The following is a 15,369-nucleotide window of genomic DNA, read 5'->3' as shown; positions in this document are numbered from 1 at the left end:
CCGTCCGACCACCGCCCGGCAACCACCCGACGACGTCCCGACAACCGCCCGGCAACGGCTCGACAGCCGTCCCGCCCGGGGCCGCATCGGGCCGCCCGGCCCGGACTCAGCGCTCGAACCGGTAGCCCATCCCGGGTTCCGTGTGGAAATGCCGGGGGTGCGAGGGATCCGCCTCGAGCTTGCGTCTGAGCTGGGCCATGTACACCCGCAGATAGTTGGTCTCCGTCCCGTAGGACGGCCCCCACACCTCCTGCAGCAGCTGCTTCTGGCTGACCAGACGACCGGTGTTGCGCACCAGCACCTCCAGCAGATGCCACTCCGTGGGCGTCAGCCGGACGTCCTTCCCGGCCCGGTTGACCTTCTTGGCGACCAGGTCGACGGTGAACCCGTCCGTCTCCACCAGGGCTTCGTCCTCGCCCCCGGCGGGTTCGGCCCGGCGTACGGCGGCCCGCAGTCTCGCCAGCAGCTCGTCCATGCCGAAGGGCTTGGTGACGTAGTCGTCGGCGCCGGCGTCGAGCGCCTCGACCTTCTCGTCCGAGGAGTGCCGCGCGGAGAGCACCAGGATCGGCGCCCTGGTCCAGCCGCGCAGCCCCTTGATCACCTCCACGCCGTCCAGGTCCGGCAGCCCGAGGTCGAGGACGACCACGTCGGGGTGGCGGGCGGCGGCGAGCCGGAGGGCGGTGGTGCCGTCGTGGGCCGCGTCGACCTCGTATCCGCGGGCCTTGAGGTTGATGACTAGGGCGCGCACGATCTGCGGCTCGTCGTCGACGACGAGCACCCTCGTGGACGGCTGGGGTGACCCCCCGGCCTGGCTCAGCATGAGGTCCGCCTTTCGGATCGCACGGGTTGCTGCTCGGGGCGCGGGCCGGCCGCGCGGACGGTGAGGACCATGGTGAGACCGCCGCCCGGGGTGTCCTCGGCTTCGAGGGTGCCGCCCATGGCCTCCGCGAAGCCCCGCGCGACCGCGAGCCCGAGCCCCACCCCCGCGCCGCGCGGGGCGTCGCCGTACCGCTGGAAGGGAGCGAAGATCCGCTCCTTGGCCTCGTCGGGGACGCCCGGCCCGCTGTCCACGACCCGCACCTCGACGCGGTCGGACATCGCGCTCGCGGCGACCAGCACGCGCGCGCCGGCGGGGCTGTACTTGACCGCGTTCTCCACCAGGTTGGCGACCGACCGCTCCAGCAGTCCGGGGTCCACGGCGACCATGGGCAGCGTCTCCGGGATGTCCAGCTCCACGCTCCGCTCCGGCTCCGGCACCCCGCCGAGCGCCATCGGCACCACCTCGTCGAGGTCCGTCTCCCGGATGATCGGCGTGACCGTGCCGGTCTGCAGGCGCGACATGTCCAGCAGGTTGCCCACCAGATGATCGAGGCGGTCCGCGCCCTCCTCGATGCCCGCCAGCAGCTCCGCCCGGTCCTCCGGCGACCAGGCGACGTCCGGGGAGCGGAGGCTGGAGACCGCCGCCTTGATCCCGGCCAGCGGAGTGCGCAGGTCATGGCTGACGGCGGCCAGCAGGGCCGTGCGGATGCGGTTGCCCTCGGCCAGCGCGCGGGCGCGTTCGGCCTCCTCCCGCAAACGACGCCGGTCCAGCACGACGACCGCCTGCGCCGCGAACGCGGCCAGCACCCGCCGGTCCTCCGCGGGCAGCACCCGCCCGGTGAGCGCGAGCGCCAGGTGGTCGCCGACGGGCACGTCCACATCGGCCTCCTCGGGCCGCTCGACCGGACGACCCACGCCGACGTGGCCCGCACGGGTCCACGGCGCCCGGTCGTCCGCCCGTTCCAGCAGTGCCGCGGACTCCATGGCGAACGTCTCCCGCACCCGCTCCAGCAGTGCCTCCAGGCTGGTCTCGCCCCGCAGCACGTTGCCCGCCAGGTACGAGAGGATCTCGGACTCGGCCCGCAGCCGGGCCGCCTGGTGCGTACGCCGGGCCGCCAGATCCACCACCGAGGCCACCGACACCGCCACCCCGACGAAGACCACGATGGCCACGATGTTCTTCGGGTCGGCGATCGTCCACCGGTGCAGGGGCGGTGTGTAGAAGTAGTTGAGCAGGAGCGAGCCCACGGCCGCGGAGGCCAGCGCGGGCAGCAGACCGCCGAGCAGCGCGGCCGCCACCGTCACGGCCAGGAACAGCAGCATGTCGTTGGCGAGGCCGAGGTGGACGGTGTTCAGCAGCAGCGCCGCCAGCGCCGGTCCCGCCACGCCGGCGAACCAGCCCCAGGCGATCCGGGTCCGCCCGAGCCGGGCGCCCCGGGCCACCGGCAGTCCGCGCCCCCTGGCGACCTCCTCGTGGGTGACGATGTGCACGTCGAGGTCGGTCCCCGAGTCCCGGGCGACCGTCGCGCCGACCCCGGGCCCGAAGACGTACTGCCAGGTCTTGCGGCGCGAGGAGCCGAGCACGATCTGCGTGGCGTTGACCCCGCGGGCGAAGTCCAGCAGCGCGGCCGGCACATCGTCGCCGACCACGTGGTGGAAGGTGCCGCCGAGATCCTCCGCGAGGGTGCGCTGGAGCGCCAGTTCCTTCGGAGAGGCCGAGGTCAGTCCGTCGCTGCGGGCGATGTACACGGCCAGCACCTCGCCGCCCGCGCCCTTCTCCGCCAGTCGCGCCGCCCGCCGGATGAGGGTGCGTCCCTCCGGGCCGCCGGTCAGCCCGACCACGATCCGCTCGCGCGAGCCCCAGATCGCCGACACCCGGTGGTCGCGGCGGTACTGCTTCAGGTACGCGTCGGCTCGGTCGGCGACCCACAGGAGGGCCAGCTCGCGCAGAGCGGTGAGGTTGCCGGGCCGGAAGTAGTTGGACAGGGCGGCGTCGACCTTGTCCGGCCGGTAGACGTTGCCGTGGGCCATCCGCCGGCGCAACGCCTGCGGCGACATGTCCACCAGCTCGATCTCGTCGGCGCGCCGCACGAACTCGTCGGGCACCGTCTCCTGCTGCCGGACGCCCGTGATCGACTCCACGACGTCACCGAGGGATTCCAGGTGCTGGATGTTCACCGTGGAGACCACGTCGACGCCGGCGGCGAGCAGTTCCTCCACGTCCTGCCAGCGTTTGACGTTGCGCGAGCCCGGGATGTTCGTGTGGGCGAGTTCGTCCACCAGGGCGACCTGCGGGGCGCGGGCGAGGACCGCGTCCACGTCCATCTCGGGGAAGGAACCGCCGCGGTACTCCAGTTCCCGGCGCTCGATCTGCTCCAGGCCGTGCAGCAGCACCTCGGTGCGCTGCCGGCCGTGGTGCTCGACGTACGCCGCCACGCAGTCCGTGCCGCGCTCCAGCCGCCGGTGCGCTTCGCAGAGCATGGCGTACGTCTTTCCCACGCCCGGTGCCGCACCGAGGTAGATCCGAAGCTTGCCGCGTGCCATGGCCTCACTGTCTCCCGCTGAAACTGCGCGTGCAGCGTCGACCTTACGGCCAACGGTCCCGACAAATGGGATGATCCGACAGGCGAGGGGGGCCGTTGACGCAACCCTGACGCCACCGGACGGCCGTCGGCGCCCCTCGCCCCTTCATCGGACGAGCCCCCCGCATCGGTTCACGCGGAATCGCTCCCGTGGGCCCGCACGACGAGGGCAGGGGCCGGCGCCCGCCGGAGGGCACGACGAAGGGCCGCACCCCCGTGAGGGTGCGGCCCTTCTCAGCCGTGGGTCCCGGCGCCCGGCTACCGGACCTCGGTGATCTCCGGTCCGCGCTGCAGCTGGCCCATGCCGCCCGAGAAACGGGAGCTCTCGTCCTGCTGCTGCACGCCCTCGGGCACCATCTGCGCGTCGTTCGGCAGCTTCAGGACGATCGGGTCGCGCGGCGCCATCGGGCCCTCGCCGCGCACCACGACCGTGTCCCGGAAGATCTGCTCGAGCAGACCCGCCGCCTGCGGCTGCACCGCGCCCTGGCCCGAGATCACCCCGCGCAGGAACCAGCGGGGACCGTCCACGCCGACGAAGCGGACGACATGGAAGCCGCCCGTGCCGTCCGGCAGCTGCACCGGCACCTGGGCCCGCAGCTCCCAGCCCAGCGGGCCTTCGACCTCGTCGACGATGCCGCCCTGCTGGGTGATGCCGGAGCCGATCTCCTCGCGCACCTCGCCCCAGATGCCCTCACGCTTGGGAGCGGCGAAGGCCTGCAGCTGGATGGCGCTGTCACGCAGCACGACCGTCGCGGCGACGATCGCGTCCCCGGCGACCTCGACCCGCAACTCCATGCCGTCGACCCCGGGCACGAAGAGCCCGCCGAGGTCCACGCGCCCCTCGGCGGGGTCGCGCACCTCCGAGTCGTCCCAGGGCCCGTCGGGCCGCGGCTCCGGCTCGAGCCGCACGCGCTCGCGCGCGCCCTCCACGTCGTCCGCCTCAGCGTCGACACTGTCGACGACCTGCTCGGCCTCGCCGGCCGCGTCCTCGGCGGCACCCTTCTTGTTGCGACGTCCGAACACGTCACTGTCCTTCCCGGTCGGATACGACCGAAGCGTATCGATTCCCACCCGTCGCGCCGCCGTCGGCGGCCTGACCGCTTGTACCGCTTGCGCCGCCCACGGCGGCATGGCCGCCGGTGGACCCGAAGCCCCCTGCGGCCCGCGCCGACCCGGGAAGCTCCGCTACCTCCTGGAAGCGGACCCTCTCGACCTGCTGGACGACCAGTTGGGCAATCCGGTCGAAGCGCTCGAACCGCACGGACTCGCGCGGGTCGAGATTCACCACGATCACCTTGATCTCCCCACGGTACCCGGCATCAACCGTCCCCGGGGCATTCACGAGGGCGACGCCGCACCGGGCGGCCAGCCCCGACCGGGGGTGCACGAAGGCCGCGTACCCCTCCGGCAGGGCGACGGAGACCCCCGTGGGCAGCACGGCCCGCTCCCCCGGCGCCAGTTCTCGGCTCTCCGTGGTGCGCAGGTCGGCTCCCGCGTCGCCGGGGTGCTCATACGCCGGAAGCGGTACGTCCGGATCGACGCGCCGGATCAGGACGTCCAGGGGACCGCGGCTCACGGGTTCACCTCGAAGGCGCGGGCGCGCCGCACCTGGTCCGGGTCGCTCATGGCGGCCTGGATCTCCTCCGCGCGCCCGTGGTCCACGAAGTGCTCGACGGCGACCTCGATGAAGAGGGCGTCGGCGCGGACCGCGACGGGGCCGTCGGGGCCGCCGATCCGCCCGGTCGCGGTCGAGTAGATCTTGCGCCTGGCCACCGCGGTCACCTCGGCCTCCAGGTGCAGCGTGGTGCCGACGGGCACGGGCCGGACGAAGTCGGTCTCCAGCCGTCCGGTCACGGCGATCGTCCGCAGCAGCCAGTTCAGCGAGCCGAGCGTCTCGTCCAGGGCGGACGCGAGAACCCCGCCGTGCGCCAGTCCCGGAGCGCCCTGGTGGGCCGGCTGCACGGTGAACTCGGCGGTGACGGTCACGCCCTCGCCGGCCCGCGCCTGCAGATGCAGACCGTGGGCCTGCCCGTCGCCACATCCGAAACAGTGTTCGTAGTGGGCGCCGAGCAGTTCGCCGGGCGCGGGAGCGTCGGGGTGCCGGACGGGTTTCTGGGCCCCGGCCGGAGGCTCGAGAGCTGCGGAAGTACCACTCACAGCCGCAGACCTTACCCGCCTGCCGGAAGCCCCCCGCCACCCTGCCCCGCGGCGCTGTGCACCGCCCCCTGCCCCGGCCGGAAGCGGGGACCGTGCCAAGCTTGGCTCCATGCAGCTCTCCGCCGCCCCGTACGAAGAACGCCTGACCGCCCCCCGCTCGTGGTGGTTCGTCTCGTTCCTCGTGGGCGTCTCCATGGCCCTGATCCTGCTGCCCTTCGGCACCCTGCCGTTGCTCGGCGGTCTGGTCGGCGGCACCGCGGCCGCGGCCGTCGTGGCCAGCTCCTACGGGTCCCCGCGCATCCGCGTGGTGGGCGACTCGCTGATCGCGGGCGAGGCGAAGATCCCGGTCACCGCGCTGGGCGACGCCGAGGTCCTGGACGCGGAGGAGGCGCGCGCCTGGCGCACGTACAAGGCCGACACCCGGGCCTTCCTGCTGCTGCGCTCGTACATCCCCACCGCTCTGAAGGTGGAGGTCACCGACCCGCAGGACCCGACGCCGTACCTGTACCTGTCGACGCGGGAGCCGGAGCGGCTGGCGCAGGCCCTCGAGACGGCGCGCGCGGCCGCGGCGCAGGCGTAGCCCGGGGAGGCGGCCGCCGGAGCCCCAGCAGGCCTCGGCAGGCCTTCAGGCAGGCTGTGAGGCGCGCCTTCAGCGTCCGGGGCCGCCAGGGTTCTCGGGGTTCAGCGGGTCGTGCGTGATCTCTCCGATGGCCAGCGGCTCCGCGGGCTCCTCGAGCGCCGGCAGTTCCCGCAGCGCGTCCCACGGCACCTGCGCCTTCCGCAGGTCGGCCCGGATCTTCCCGGCCAGCCTTCTGGTGTCCCGCCGGTTCATGAGCGCGCCGACGGCGGCGCCCACCATGAAGGGCATGAGGTTCGGCAGGTTGCGGACCATGCGCTTCATGATCTGCTGACGGAGCTCGCGCTTCATCTGGCCGCCGAGGGCCGCGTTGACCGAGGACGGTTTCATGACGTCGATCCCGCGTTCACCGGACCACGAGCGCAGATAGGCGGCACTGCGGTCCTTGAGACCGCCCGGCGGCCGCAGGCCGTAGACCTCGTGGAGTTCGGCGATCAGCTTGAGCTCGATCGCGGCGACCCCGGTGATCTCCGCGGCCAGTTCGGTCGGCATGGCCGGCGGCACCGGCAGCATCGCCGCTGCTCCGATGCCCGCCCCGACGGTGGAGGTGGCGTTCGCCGCGCCCGCCACGAGCTTGTCCGCGAGCTGCTCGGGCCCGAGACCGGGGAACTGTGCGCGAAGCGTTCGGAGGTCCCGTACGGGGACCCGCGGGGCGATGTCGATGATCCGGTCGGCAAGATGCGCCAGGGCCGCCCTGGCGCCGCTCCCGCCCTTGCGGAGGCCTTCCCGGGCCAGGCCGGTGGCCTTGTCCCGGATGACCGCCGCCCGTCGCTTGGCGACGGGGGCGGTGTTCCGCGTCGGCGCCGGGAGGTCAGCCCGTTCACTCGCACGTTCGAGCGAGGCCGATCCTGCCGGGATGGCTCCCGTGCCGGATGAGCCTCGCTCGTCGTCACGCACGCCGTGGGGGCCCTCCGCGGGCCCCGTGTCCGATCCCCCGAAGGGGAAACGGCGCTTCCGAGGAGGGGTCGAGCCAGTCACGGCCGACCCGCCCTCAGTCGCAGTCGCGACAGATCGGCTGGCCGTTCTTCTCGCGGGCCAGCTGGCTGCGGTGGTGCACCAGGAAGCAGCTCATGCAGGTGAACTCGTCCTGCTGCTTGGGCAGCACCCGGACGGCCAACTCCTCGTTCGAGAGGTCCGCGCCGGGCAGCTCAAGGCCCTCCGCCGCCTCGAACTCGTCGACGTCGACCGCCGAGGCGGACTTGTCGTTCCGCCGTGCCTTCAGCTCTTCAAGGCTGTCTGAATCGACGTCGTCATCTGTCTTGCGTGGGGTGTCGTAATCGGTGGCCATGTCGCCTCTCCCCCTCTGGGTGTCTTGCGGTGTCTCCAGCGCACGTAACGCGTGAGAGGCCGGACTTGTGCCCGCCTCGAGGCGGAGATTTTGCCTCACATCAAGGTCTGTTACTCAATCGACACCCAACCGAACTCCTCACGAGTGATCGGCTGGGATGGCGATCGGGACCGTACACGGTCCGAATGCCGCACTTCAAAGGCGTCTCACCGTGTACTTCCCGTGATCAGCACCCCCGAAAACCCGGCTTTTCCGGGCGTTATGACTACATTCATGATCACGGAGAGTAGATGGCCGGAAATTCGCCCTTGTGATCGATCACACACGGGCAAGCCCTACAGCGCCCCGGAAAATTCCGCGCAAAGCGAACAAGCCCGCGTGTGTCGCGACATGATCTCAGACGGGAAAGGTGACCCGCATCACAAGCCCTCCCCCCTCTCGAGGCTGAGCCGCGATGTGACCGCCGTGCGCGCGGGCAACGGACCGCACGATGGACAGACCGAGCCCGACCCCCTTGTCGCTACCCGTCCGTTCGGTGCGCAACCGGCGAAACGGTTCGAACAGATTGTCGATCTCGTACGCCGGCACGACCGGCCCGGTGTTCGACACGACGAGCACCGCCCGACCGTGCTGGATCTCGGTGGTCACCTCGACCCAGCCGCCCTCGGGAACGTTGTACCGCACCGCGTTCTGGACCAGGTTCAGGGCGATCCGCTCCAGCAGGACGCCGTTGCCCTGGACGACCGCGGGCTTCTGCTCCCCGCGGATCAGCACGCCCTTGGCCGCCGCCTCCCCGTGCACCTGGTCGACGGCCTGCTCGGCCACCTCGGCCAGGTCGACGGGTTTGCGCTCGATGATCTGGTTGTCGCTGCGGGCGAGCAGCAGCAGCCCCTCGACCAGCTGTTCGCTGCGTTCGTTGGTGGCCAGCAGCGTCTTGCCCAGCTGCTGCAGTTCCGGCGGCGCCCCGGGGTCCGAGAGGTGCACCTCCAGCAGGGTGCGGTTGATCGCGAGCGGCGTGCGCAGCTCGTGCGAGGCGTTGCCCACGAAGCGCTGCTGGGCGGTGAACGCGCGCTGCAGTCGCTCCAGCATGTCGTCGAAGGTGTCGGCCAGCTCCTTCAGCTCGTCGTCAGGTCCGTCCAGCTCGATGCGTCGGGACAGGTCGGAGCCCGCCACCGCGCGCGCGGTGCGCGTGATCCGGCCCAGCGGGGACAGGACGCGTCCGGCCATGGCGTAGCCGAAGGCGAAGGCGATGACGGCGAGGCCGAGGAGGGCCAGCAAGGAGCGGCTGAGGAGGTCGTCCAGAGCGTGCTGCCGCTGGATGGCGTCGCACTGCTTGAGCACCTCGTTGATCTCGGCGTCGGGCGCGCTGTTCACCGCGGGACACGACGCGCTGGTGACGTCCAGACTGACCCCGCGCACCTGGAGGGACTGGCCGCCGCCGCCCTCGTGGAGGGCCTGCGCGGCCAGCAGGTAGATGATCGACAGCAGCACGATGCCGGCGATCAGGAACATGCCGCCGTACAGCAGTGTGAGACGTATGCGGATGGTCGGCCGCAGCCACGGGAAGGGGGTCTGCGGGCTCCTGGGGTCCCAGGTGGGCTTGGGGGGCGCCTGCACGGGCGTGGGGGTCGTGGCCATGGCGGATCAGATCCGGTAGCCGGAACCGGGGACGGTGACGATCACCGGAGGTTCGCCCAGCTTGCGGCGCAGCGTCATGACGGTCACCCGCACGACGTTGGTGAACGGGTCGGTGTTCTCGTCCCACGCCTTCTCGAGCAGCTGCTCCGCGGACACCACGGCCCCCTCGCTGCGCATCAGCACCTCGAGCACGGCGAACTCCTTGGGCGCGAGCTGGACCTCCTTGCCGTCGCGGAAGACCTCGCGGCGGTTGGGGTCGAGCTTGATGCCGGCCCGCTCCAGGACGGGCGGCAGCGGCACGCTGGTGCGGCGGCCGAGGGCGCGCACGCGGGCGATCAGCTCACTGAAGGCGAAGGGCTTGGGAAGGTAGTCGTCGGCGCCGATCTCCAGTCCCTCGACACGGTCGCTGACGTCGCCGGAGGCCGTGAGCATGAGCACGCGCGTGGGCATGCCGAGTTCGACGATCCTGCGGCAGACGTCGTCGCCGTGCACGAGGGGCAGGTCCCGGTCGAGGACGACCACGTCGTAGTCGTTGACGCCGATGCGCTCGAGGGCGGCCGCACCGTCGTACACGACGTCGACGGCCATGGCCTCCCGGCGCAGTCCGGTGGCCACAGCATCGGCGAGCAGCTGCTCGTCCTCGACGACGAGTACGCGCACGTCGCTTGTCCTTCCTGTGTCCACCCGCGTAGCGCCACTCGAGCGCACGCGGGCGGGGGTTTCGGTGAGTGTGGGCTTCCATCCTGCCCTTTTCGGCCATAAGTCGGCGGTAAGGCGGTGAGCGCCAGATGAAGAGCGGGTGTGAGGCCCGGGAATGCGAGATTTTCTCGTCGGGTTGAGGTTTCCGTGGAAGAGCGCGGGGGGAGGACGGCTTTACACCCCGCGATCACGCTCTGCATGTGCCGTAGCACCATGCGGCACTCCGCGCTCCGCTTCCGCAGAGCGGGCGTGGGTGTCCGGCACCGTCGCCGCCCGGCGGGACTGCGCTGGGCACCTGTGAGACGTGATCGCCCCTTCCCAACCCGGCACACCCCCGTGCCAACGACCCACGACCCAGGACGAGGGGGCGCAGCATGGACGCATTCACCGCAGGACTTCTGCAGCGCATAAGGGCGACCGAGTCCGACCTGACGCGGGCTCGCGACGAGGGCGACGAGTTCCTCGCCGAGGTGGAGCAGGGCGAGCTCGACGACCTGCGCCGCCTCGCCGCCGACCACGGTGTGGAGGTCGGCGCGACGAGCGTCTGAGCAGTTCGCAGCACGACGGAGGGGCCCCGGCGAATCCAGCGCCGGGGCCCCTTCCGCCTGCTCGCGCGGCGACTCAGTCGTGCCAGGCGCCGAAGTCCTCCAGCAGGCGCTGCAGGGGCTCGAAGACGCCGGGGGTGGCCGCGACCGCCAGATCACGTCCGGGGCGCTCTCCGGGCCGTCCGCCGGTCAGCGCGCCCGCCTCCCGGGCGATCAGGTCGCCCGCCGCCAGGTCCCAGGGGTGCAGGCCGCGTTCGTAGTAGCCGTCGAGGCGGCCGGCGGCCACGTCGCACAGGTCCACGGCTGCCGATCCTCCGCGACGGATGTCCCGCAGCAGGGGGATCAGCCGCTGGGCGACGTCGGCCTGATGGGTGCGGACCTCGGTGACGTAGTTGAAGCCGGTGGAGACCAGCGCCTGGTCCAGAGGCGCCGTCGGCCGGCAGGTGAGGGTCCGCTCGCCATCCCGGGCGTCGGTCACCCGGGCCCCGCCTCCGCGCACCGCGCGGTAGGTCTCGCCGCGCATGGGGATCGCGACGACCCCGACGACGGTCTCGCCGTCCTGCTCGGCGGCGATGGAGACAGCCCAGGTGGGAAGGCCGTACAGATAGTTCACGGTGCCGTCGAGAGGGTCGATCACCCAGCGGACGCCGCTGCTGCCCGCGCTGGCGGCGCCCTCCTCGCCGAGGACGCCGTCGTCGGGGCGGTGTTCGGCGATCAGACCGGTGATCAGTTTCTCGGCCGCGATGTCCATCTCGGTGACGACGTCGATCGGGCTCGACTTGGTGGCGGCGACCGCGAGGTCGGCCGGACGTCCGTCGCGCAGCAGCTCACCGGCGCGGCGGGCGGCCTCCTCGGCGATCCGGAGCAGTTCCGTGTGCAGGGGGTCGGTCACGCCGTTCCTCACGCGTAGGGGCTGTCGGCGCCCGCGGCGGCGGGCTTGGGGGCGCGGGCGGGGCAGCAGCCGACCGGGCACAGGTCGTGGCTCGCCCCCAGGGCGCCCAGGGCGCAGGGGGTGACGTCCAGGCCGCTCTCCGCCGCGGCGCGTTCCAGGACCAGCTCGCGGATCCCGGCGGCGAAGCGCGGGTCGGCGCCCACGGTGGCCGAGCGGCGCACCGGCAGGCCGAGCTCCTGCGCCCTGGCCGTGGCCTCCGTGTCGAGGTCGTAGAGGACCTCCATGTGATCGGAGACGAAGCCGATGGGGACCATCACGACCGCCGGGACCCCGGCCGCGTGCCGTTCCTCGAGGTGGTCGCAGATGTCCGGCTCCAGCCAGGGGATGTGCGGGGCGCCGGAGCGGGACTGGTAGACGAGCTGCCAGGGGTGGTCCACGCCCGTCCGGTCGCGGACGGCGTCGGCGACGAGCCGAGCGGTGTCCAGGTGCTGCTTCACGTACGCGCCGCCGTCGCCGTGCTCCTCGACGGGGCCGGAGGCGTCGGCGGCGGCGATCGGGATGGAGTGGGTCGAGAAGGCGAGGTGCGCGCCGTCCCGGACGTCCTCGGGGAGGTCGGCCAGCGACCGCAGCACGCCCTCGATCACGGGCTCCACGAAACCGGGGTGGTTGAAGTAGTGCCGCAGCTTGTCGACCCGGGGCGGCTGCAGGCCCTCGGCCTCCAGCGTGGCCAGCGCGTCGGCGAGGTTCTCGCGGTACTGACGGCAGCCCGAGTACGAGGCGTAGGCGCTGGTGGTGAGGACGAGTACGCGTCGGCGGCCGTCGGCGACCGCCTCGCGCAGGGTGTCCGTGAGGTAGGGGGCCCAGTTGCGGTTTCCCCAGTAGACCGGCAGGTCCAGGCCGTGGCCGGCGAAGTCCTTGCGCAGGGCGTCCAGGAGGGCGCGGTTCTGGTCGTTGATGGGGCTGACCCCGCCGAACAGGAAGTAGTGCTGCCCGACTTCCTTGAGGCGTTCCTTGGGGATGCCGCGCCCGCGCGTCACGTTCTCCAGAAACGGGACCACGTCGTCCGGCCCTTCCGGGCCGCCGAAGGAGAGCAGGAGCAGGGCGTCGTAGGGGGTGGCATCGTGCGCGTCTCGCATGAGTCGATCCTGCCACCCGCCTCCGGCGGTCGCGGCAGGGCGGGGTGCCGGACGGGAGCACGGCCGCCCGCCGGCATGCGTTAGGGTTGCCTAAGTTCGACAGCTGTATGAGCCGCTTCACGCCTTACCGGTTCCGCCGGGATCCGCATGCCTGACGGGTCCCTGCCGACCCCCTCCCTCACGCCGCGCCGGCCGCGCACACGCGCGTGACCGGCCCCCCGGAGACCCTCAGTGCCCAGCCCGTACCGCGCCCTGTTCACCGCCCCCGGCTCCAGGAACTTCTCCGCCGCGGGGTTCGTCGGCAGGATGCCGCTGTCGATGATGGGCATCGGCGTGGTCACGATGGTCTCGCAGCTCACGGGGCGCTACGGTCTCGCCGGCGCGCTGTCGGCGACCATCGCACTGGCGGCCGCGGTCTTCGGACCGCAGATCTCGCGCCTGGTGGACCGTCACGGCCAGCGCAGGGTGCTGCGTCCCGCGACGCTGGTCGCCCTCGGCGCCGCGGCCGGGCTGCTGCTGGCCGCGCACTTCGCGTGGCCCGACTGGGTGCTGTTCGTGTGCGCCGCCGGCGTCGGCACGGTGCCCAGTCTCGGCGCGATGATCCGGGCCCGCTGGGCCTCCCTGTACCGGGGCACCCCCCAACTGCACACCGCGTACTCCTTCGAGTCCGTGGTCGACGAGGTGTGCTTCATCTTCGGGCCGATCATCTCCATCGGCCTGTCCACGGCCTGGTTCCCGGAGGCCGGACCGCTGCTCGCGGCCTGCTTCCTGGCCGTCGGGGTCTTCTGGCTGACCGCCCAGCGGGCCACCGAGCCCGCGCCGCACCCGCGCGACGGACAGCACGGCACGGGCTCGGCGCTGCGGTCGCCGGGACTGCAGGTTCTGGTGGCCACCTTCGTGGCGACCGGCGCGATCTTCGGTGCGGTCGACGTGGTCACCGTCGCCTTCGCCGACGAGCAGGGCCACCAGGCGGCCGCCAGCGTCGTCCTGGCGCTCTACGCGACCGGCTCCTGCCTTGCGGGGCTGGTGTTCGGACTGCTGCGCCCGAAGGGTCCGGCGGAACGACGCTGGCTGCTGGGCGTGTTCATGATGGCCGTGAGTATGATCCCCCTCCTACTGGTCGGAAACTTGCCGTTTCTGGCCGTGGCGCTGTTCGTAGCGGGCCTGGCCATCGCTCCCACGATGATCACCACCATGTCCCTCATCGAAGAGCACGTACCACGCGCGCGATTGACCGAGGGCATGACCTGGATCAGCACCGGGCTCGCGGTCGGCGTCGCGCTCGGCTCCTCCATCGCCGGCTGGGTCATCGACGCGGCCGGCGCGCGGGCCGGGTACGGGGTTCCGGCGGCGTCCGGAGCCGTCGCGGCCGCGGTCGGTTTCCTGGGGTACCGCCGGCTGAGAAGGCCGGCGCCGGGTCGTGGAGGCACCGTTGAGCAGCACAGCGAGCGGGAAGAACGCCGTCTGGCGTAACTGGGGCGGCAACGTCGTCGCACGTCCCGCGCGGGAGGTCACGCCCGCCTCCGTCGACGAACTGGCCGCCGCGGTGCGCCGGGCCGCCGAGGACGGGCTGAAGGTGAAGGCGGTCGGCTCCGGCCACTCCTTCACGTCGATCGCCGCGACCGACGGCGTGTTGATCCGCCCTCAACTGTTGACCGGCATCCGCGGCGTCGACCGGGAGAACATGACCGTCACGGTCGAGGCCGGCACGCCGCTCAAGAGACTCAACATGGCCCTCGCACGCGAGGGCCTGTCGCTGACCAACATGGGCGACATCATGGAGCAGACGGTGTCGGGGGCCACCAGCACCGGCACCCACGGCACGGGCCGCGAGTCGGCCTCCATCGCCGCCCAGATCAAGGGCCTCGAGCTGGTGACGGCCGACGGCTCGGTGCTCACCTGCTCCGAGAAGGAGAACCCGGACGTCTTCGCGGCGGCCCGGATCGGCCTGGGAGCCCTCGGCGTCGTCACCGCGATCACCTTCGCCGTGGAGCCGATCTTCCTGCTCACCGCGCGCGAGGAGCCGATGCCGTTCGACAGGGTCCTGGCCGACTTCGACGCGCTGTGGGCGGAGAACGAGCACTTCGAGTTCTACTGGTTCCCGCACACGGGGAGCACCAACACCAAGCGCAACAACCGCAGCGCCGGGCCCCGCAAGCCGGTGAGCCAGGTCGCCGGCTTCATCGAGGACGAACTCCTCTCCAACGGCGTCTTCCAGGTCGCCCAGTGGGTCGGCCGCGCGGCGCCCGCCACGATCCCGGCCATCGCCCGGATCTCCAGCAAGGCCCTGTCCGCGCGGACCTACACCGACATCCCCTACAAGGTCTACACGTCCCCGCGCCGGGTGCGGTTCCTGGAGATGGAGTACGCGCTCCCCCGGGAGGCCGTGACCGAGGCGTTGCGCGAACTGAAGGCGATGGTCGACCGCTCCGGTCTGCGCGTCAGCTTCCCCGTGGAGGTGCGCACCGCGCCGGCGGACGACATCACCCTGTCCACCGCCTCGGGACGCGACAGCGCGTACATCGCCGTGCACATGGTCAAGGGCACGTCCTACTCGCAGTACTTCACCGCCGCAGAGGACATCTTCACCGCGTACGAGGGCCGACCGCACTGGGGCAAGATCCACACGCGGGACGCCGAGTACTTCGCCTCCGTCTACCCGCGCTTCGGCGAGTTCACGGCACTGCGGGACCGACTCGACCCCGACCGCCGGTTCCAGAACGACTACTTGCGCCGGGTCCTTGGGACGTAGCGGGCGTCGTCGAGGAGCCCTGCCGCCGTTTCACGTCCTCCCGTCCGGGCTCCCCGACGCTTTCCGGCCTTTGGCCCACACCGGCGACTCGACCGACTTTTCCCAACCAGGTAGGTCAACTGCACCGCAAAGGGACGTAGGGACGAAACCGGTAGTTCCGATTCGGGCGATTGCGTGAGGTACGCCACTTTCAAGATCGTCAAATGCGCGCCACGAAGGGCCAA

Annotated in this window: 15 protein-coding genes; 4 read left to right on the top strand and 11 right to left on the bottom strand. The window is 71.8% G+C overall.

The features are described from left to right. Positions 1-106 precede the first annotated feature (106 nt). The 5 genes from ACN6LD_RS25300 to ACN6LD_RS25280 form a co-directional block, all read right to left on the bottom strand. Positions 107-820 (bottom strand): response regulator, encoded by a 714-nt coding sequence (locus ACN6LD_RS25300; RefSeq protein WP_319194509.1) that lies wholly within the window; start codon positions 818-820, stop codon positions 107-109. After that, positions 814-3,363: an ATP-binding protein gene (locus tag ACN6LD_RS25295; protein ID WP_445044350.1), complete on the bottom strand. Its 2,550-nt coding sequence runs from the start codon at positions 3,361-3,363 to the stop codon at positions 814-816. The genes ACN6LD_RS25300 and ACN6LD_RS25295 overlap by 7 nt, the downstream gene beginning before the upstream one ends. Positions 3,364-3,659: 296 nt before the next feature. Continuing rightward, a complete protein-coding gene (locus tag ACN6LD_RS25290) occupies positions 3,660-4,424 on the bottom strand; it encodes a DUF3710 domain-containing protein (RefSeq protein WP_057575478.1) in 765 nt (254 codons plus the stop codon). A gap of 1 nt (position 4,425) precedes the next feature. After that, a complete protein-coding gene (gene dut / locus ACN6LD_RS25285) occupies positions 4,426-4,977 on the bottom strand; it encodes a dUTP diphosphatase (RefSeq protein ID WP_057575476.1) in 552 nt (183 codons plus the stop codon). Next, positions 4,974-5,558, bottom strand: a complete 585-nt coding sequence (locus ACN6LD_RS25280; protein WP_057575474.1) for a PaaI family thioesterase — start codon at positions 5,556-5,558, stop codon at positions 4,974-4,976. Before ACN6LD_RS25280 ends, dut begins: the two co-directional genes overlap by 4 nt. 109 nt (positions 5,559-5,667) lie before the next feature. Between ACN6LD_RS25280 and ACN6LD_RS25275 the strand changes: the two genes are divergently transcribed. Next, positions 5,668-6,138 carry a DUF3093 domain-containing protein gene (locus tag ACN6LD_RS25275; protein ID WP_319192945.1) on the top strand — a complete coding sequence of 157 codons (471 nt, stop codon included), beginning with the start codon at positions 5,668-5,670 and terminating at the stop codon, positions 6,136-6,138. A gap of 69 nt (positions 6,139-6,207) precedes the next feature. Here the strand turns inward: ACN6LD_RS25275 and ACN6LD_RS25270 are convergent, their stop codons facing one another. From ACN6LD_RS25270 to ACN6LD_RS25255, 4 genes are all read right to left on the bottom strand, one after another. Further along, the gene (locus ACN6LD_RS25270; protein ID WP_319192946.1) at positions 6,208-7,173 is read right to left on the bottom strand and encodes a hypothetical protein; all 966 of its coding nucleotides are present in this window, start codon (positions 7,171-7,173) and stop codon (positions 6,208-6,210) included. A gap of 13 nt (positions 7,174-7,186) precedes the next feature. Beyond that, positions 7,187-7,483 (bottom strand): DUF4193 domain-containing protein, encoded by a 297-nt coding sequence (locus tag ACN6LD_RS25265; RefSeq protein ID WP_003993510.1) that lies wholly within the window; start codon positions 7,481-7,483, stop codon positions 7,187-7,189. Positions 7,484-7,879: 396 nt separating this feature from the next. Continuing rightward, positions 7,880-9,121, bottom strand: coding sequence for a sensor histidine kinase (locus ACN6LD_RS25260; protein WP_319192947.1), 1,242 nt, complete (start codon positions 9,119-9,121; stop codon positions 7,880-7,882). Positions 9,122-9,127: 6 nt separating this feature from the next. Then, positions 9,128-9,781: a response regulator transcription factor gene (locus ACN6LD_RS25255; protein ID WP_007387794.1), complete on the bottom strand. Its 654-nt coding sequence runs from the start codon at positions 9,779-9,781 to the stop codon at positions 9,128-9,130. A gap of 413 nt (positions 9,782-10,194) precedes the next feature. Between ACN6LD_RS25255 and ACN6LD_RS25250 the strand changes: the two genes are divergently transcribed. Continuing rightward, entirely contained in the window at positions 10,195-10,368 is a 174-nt protein-coding gene (locus ACN6LD_RS25250) for a hypothetical protein (protein ID WP_173985551.1), read from the top strand. Positions 10,369-10,441: 73 nt separating this feature from the next. On the opposite strand, the gene ACN6LD_RS25245 is transcribed toward ACN6LD_RS25250, so the two are convergent. Next, on the bottom strand, positions 10,442-11,257 hold the full coding sequence (locus ACN6LD_RS25245; RefSeq protein ID WP_445044349.1) for an inositol monophosphatase family protein: 816 nt from the start codon (positions 11,255-11,257) through the stop codon (positions 10,442-10,444). 8 nt (positions 11,258-11,265) lie between these two features. Then, positions 11,266-12,393, bottom strand: a complete 1,128-nt coding sequence (locus tag ACN6LD_RS25240) for a ferrochelatase (RefSeq protein WP_445044348.1) — start codon at positions 12,391-12,393, stop codon at positions 11,266-11,268. Positions 12,394-12,624: 231 nt separating this feature from the next. Here ACN6LD_RS25240 and ACN6LD_RS25235 point away from each other — a divergent pair, with 231 nt between their 5' ends. Both ACN6LD_RS25235 and ACN6LD_RS25230 read left to right on the top strand, forming a co-directional pair. Next, complete coding sequence (locus ACN6LD_RS25235; protein ID WP_319192952.1) at positions 12,625-13,866, top strand: MFS transporter; 1,242 nt, start codon at positions 12,625-12,627, stop codon at positions 13,864-13,866. Then, positions 13,826-15,145, top strand: coding sequence for a D-arabinono-1,4-lactone oxidase (locus tag ACN6LD_RS25230; protein ID WP_445044347.1), 1,320 nt, complete (start codon positions 13,826-13,828; stop codon positions 15,143-15,145). The genes ACN6LD_RS25235 and ACN6LD_RS25230 overlap by 41 nt, the downstream gene beginning before the upstream one ends. Positions 15,146-15,369 lie beyond the last annotated feature (224 nt).

The organism is Streptomyces sp. SAS_272, from assembly GCF_052543235.1.
The sequence above is the reverse complement of the archived record's forward strand: the minus strand, read 5'-3'. Positions and strand labels throughout refer to the sequence as shown.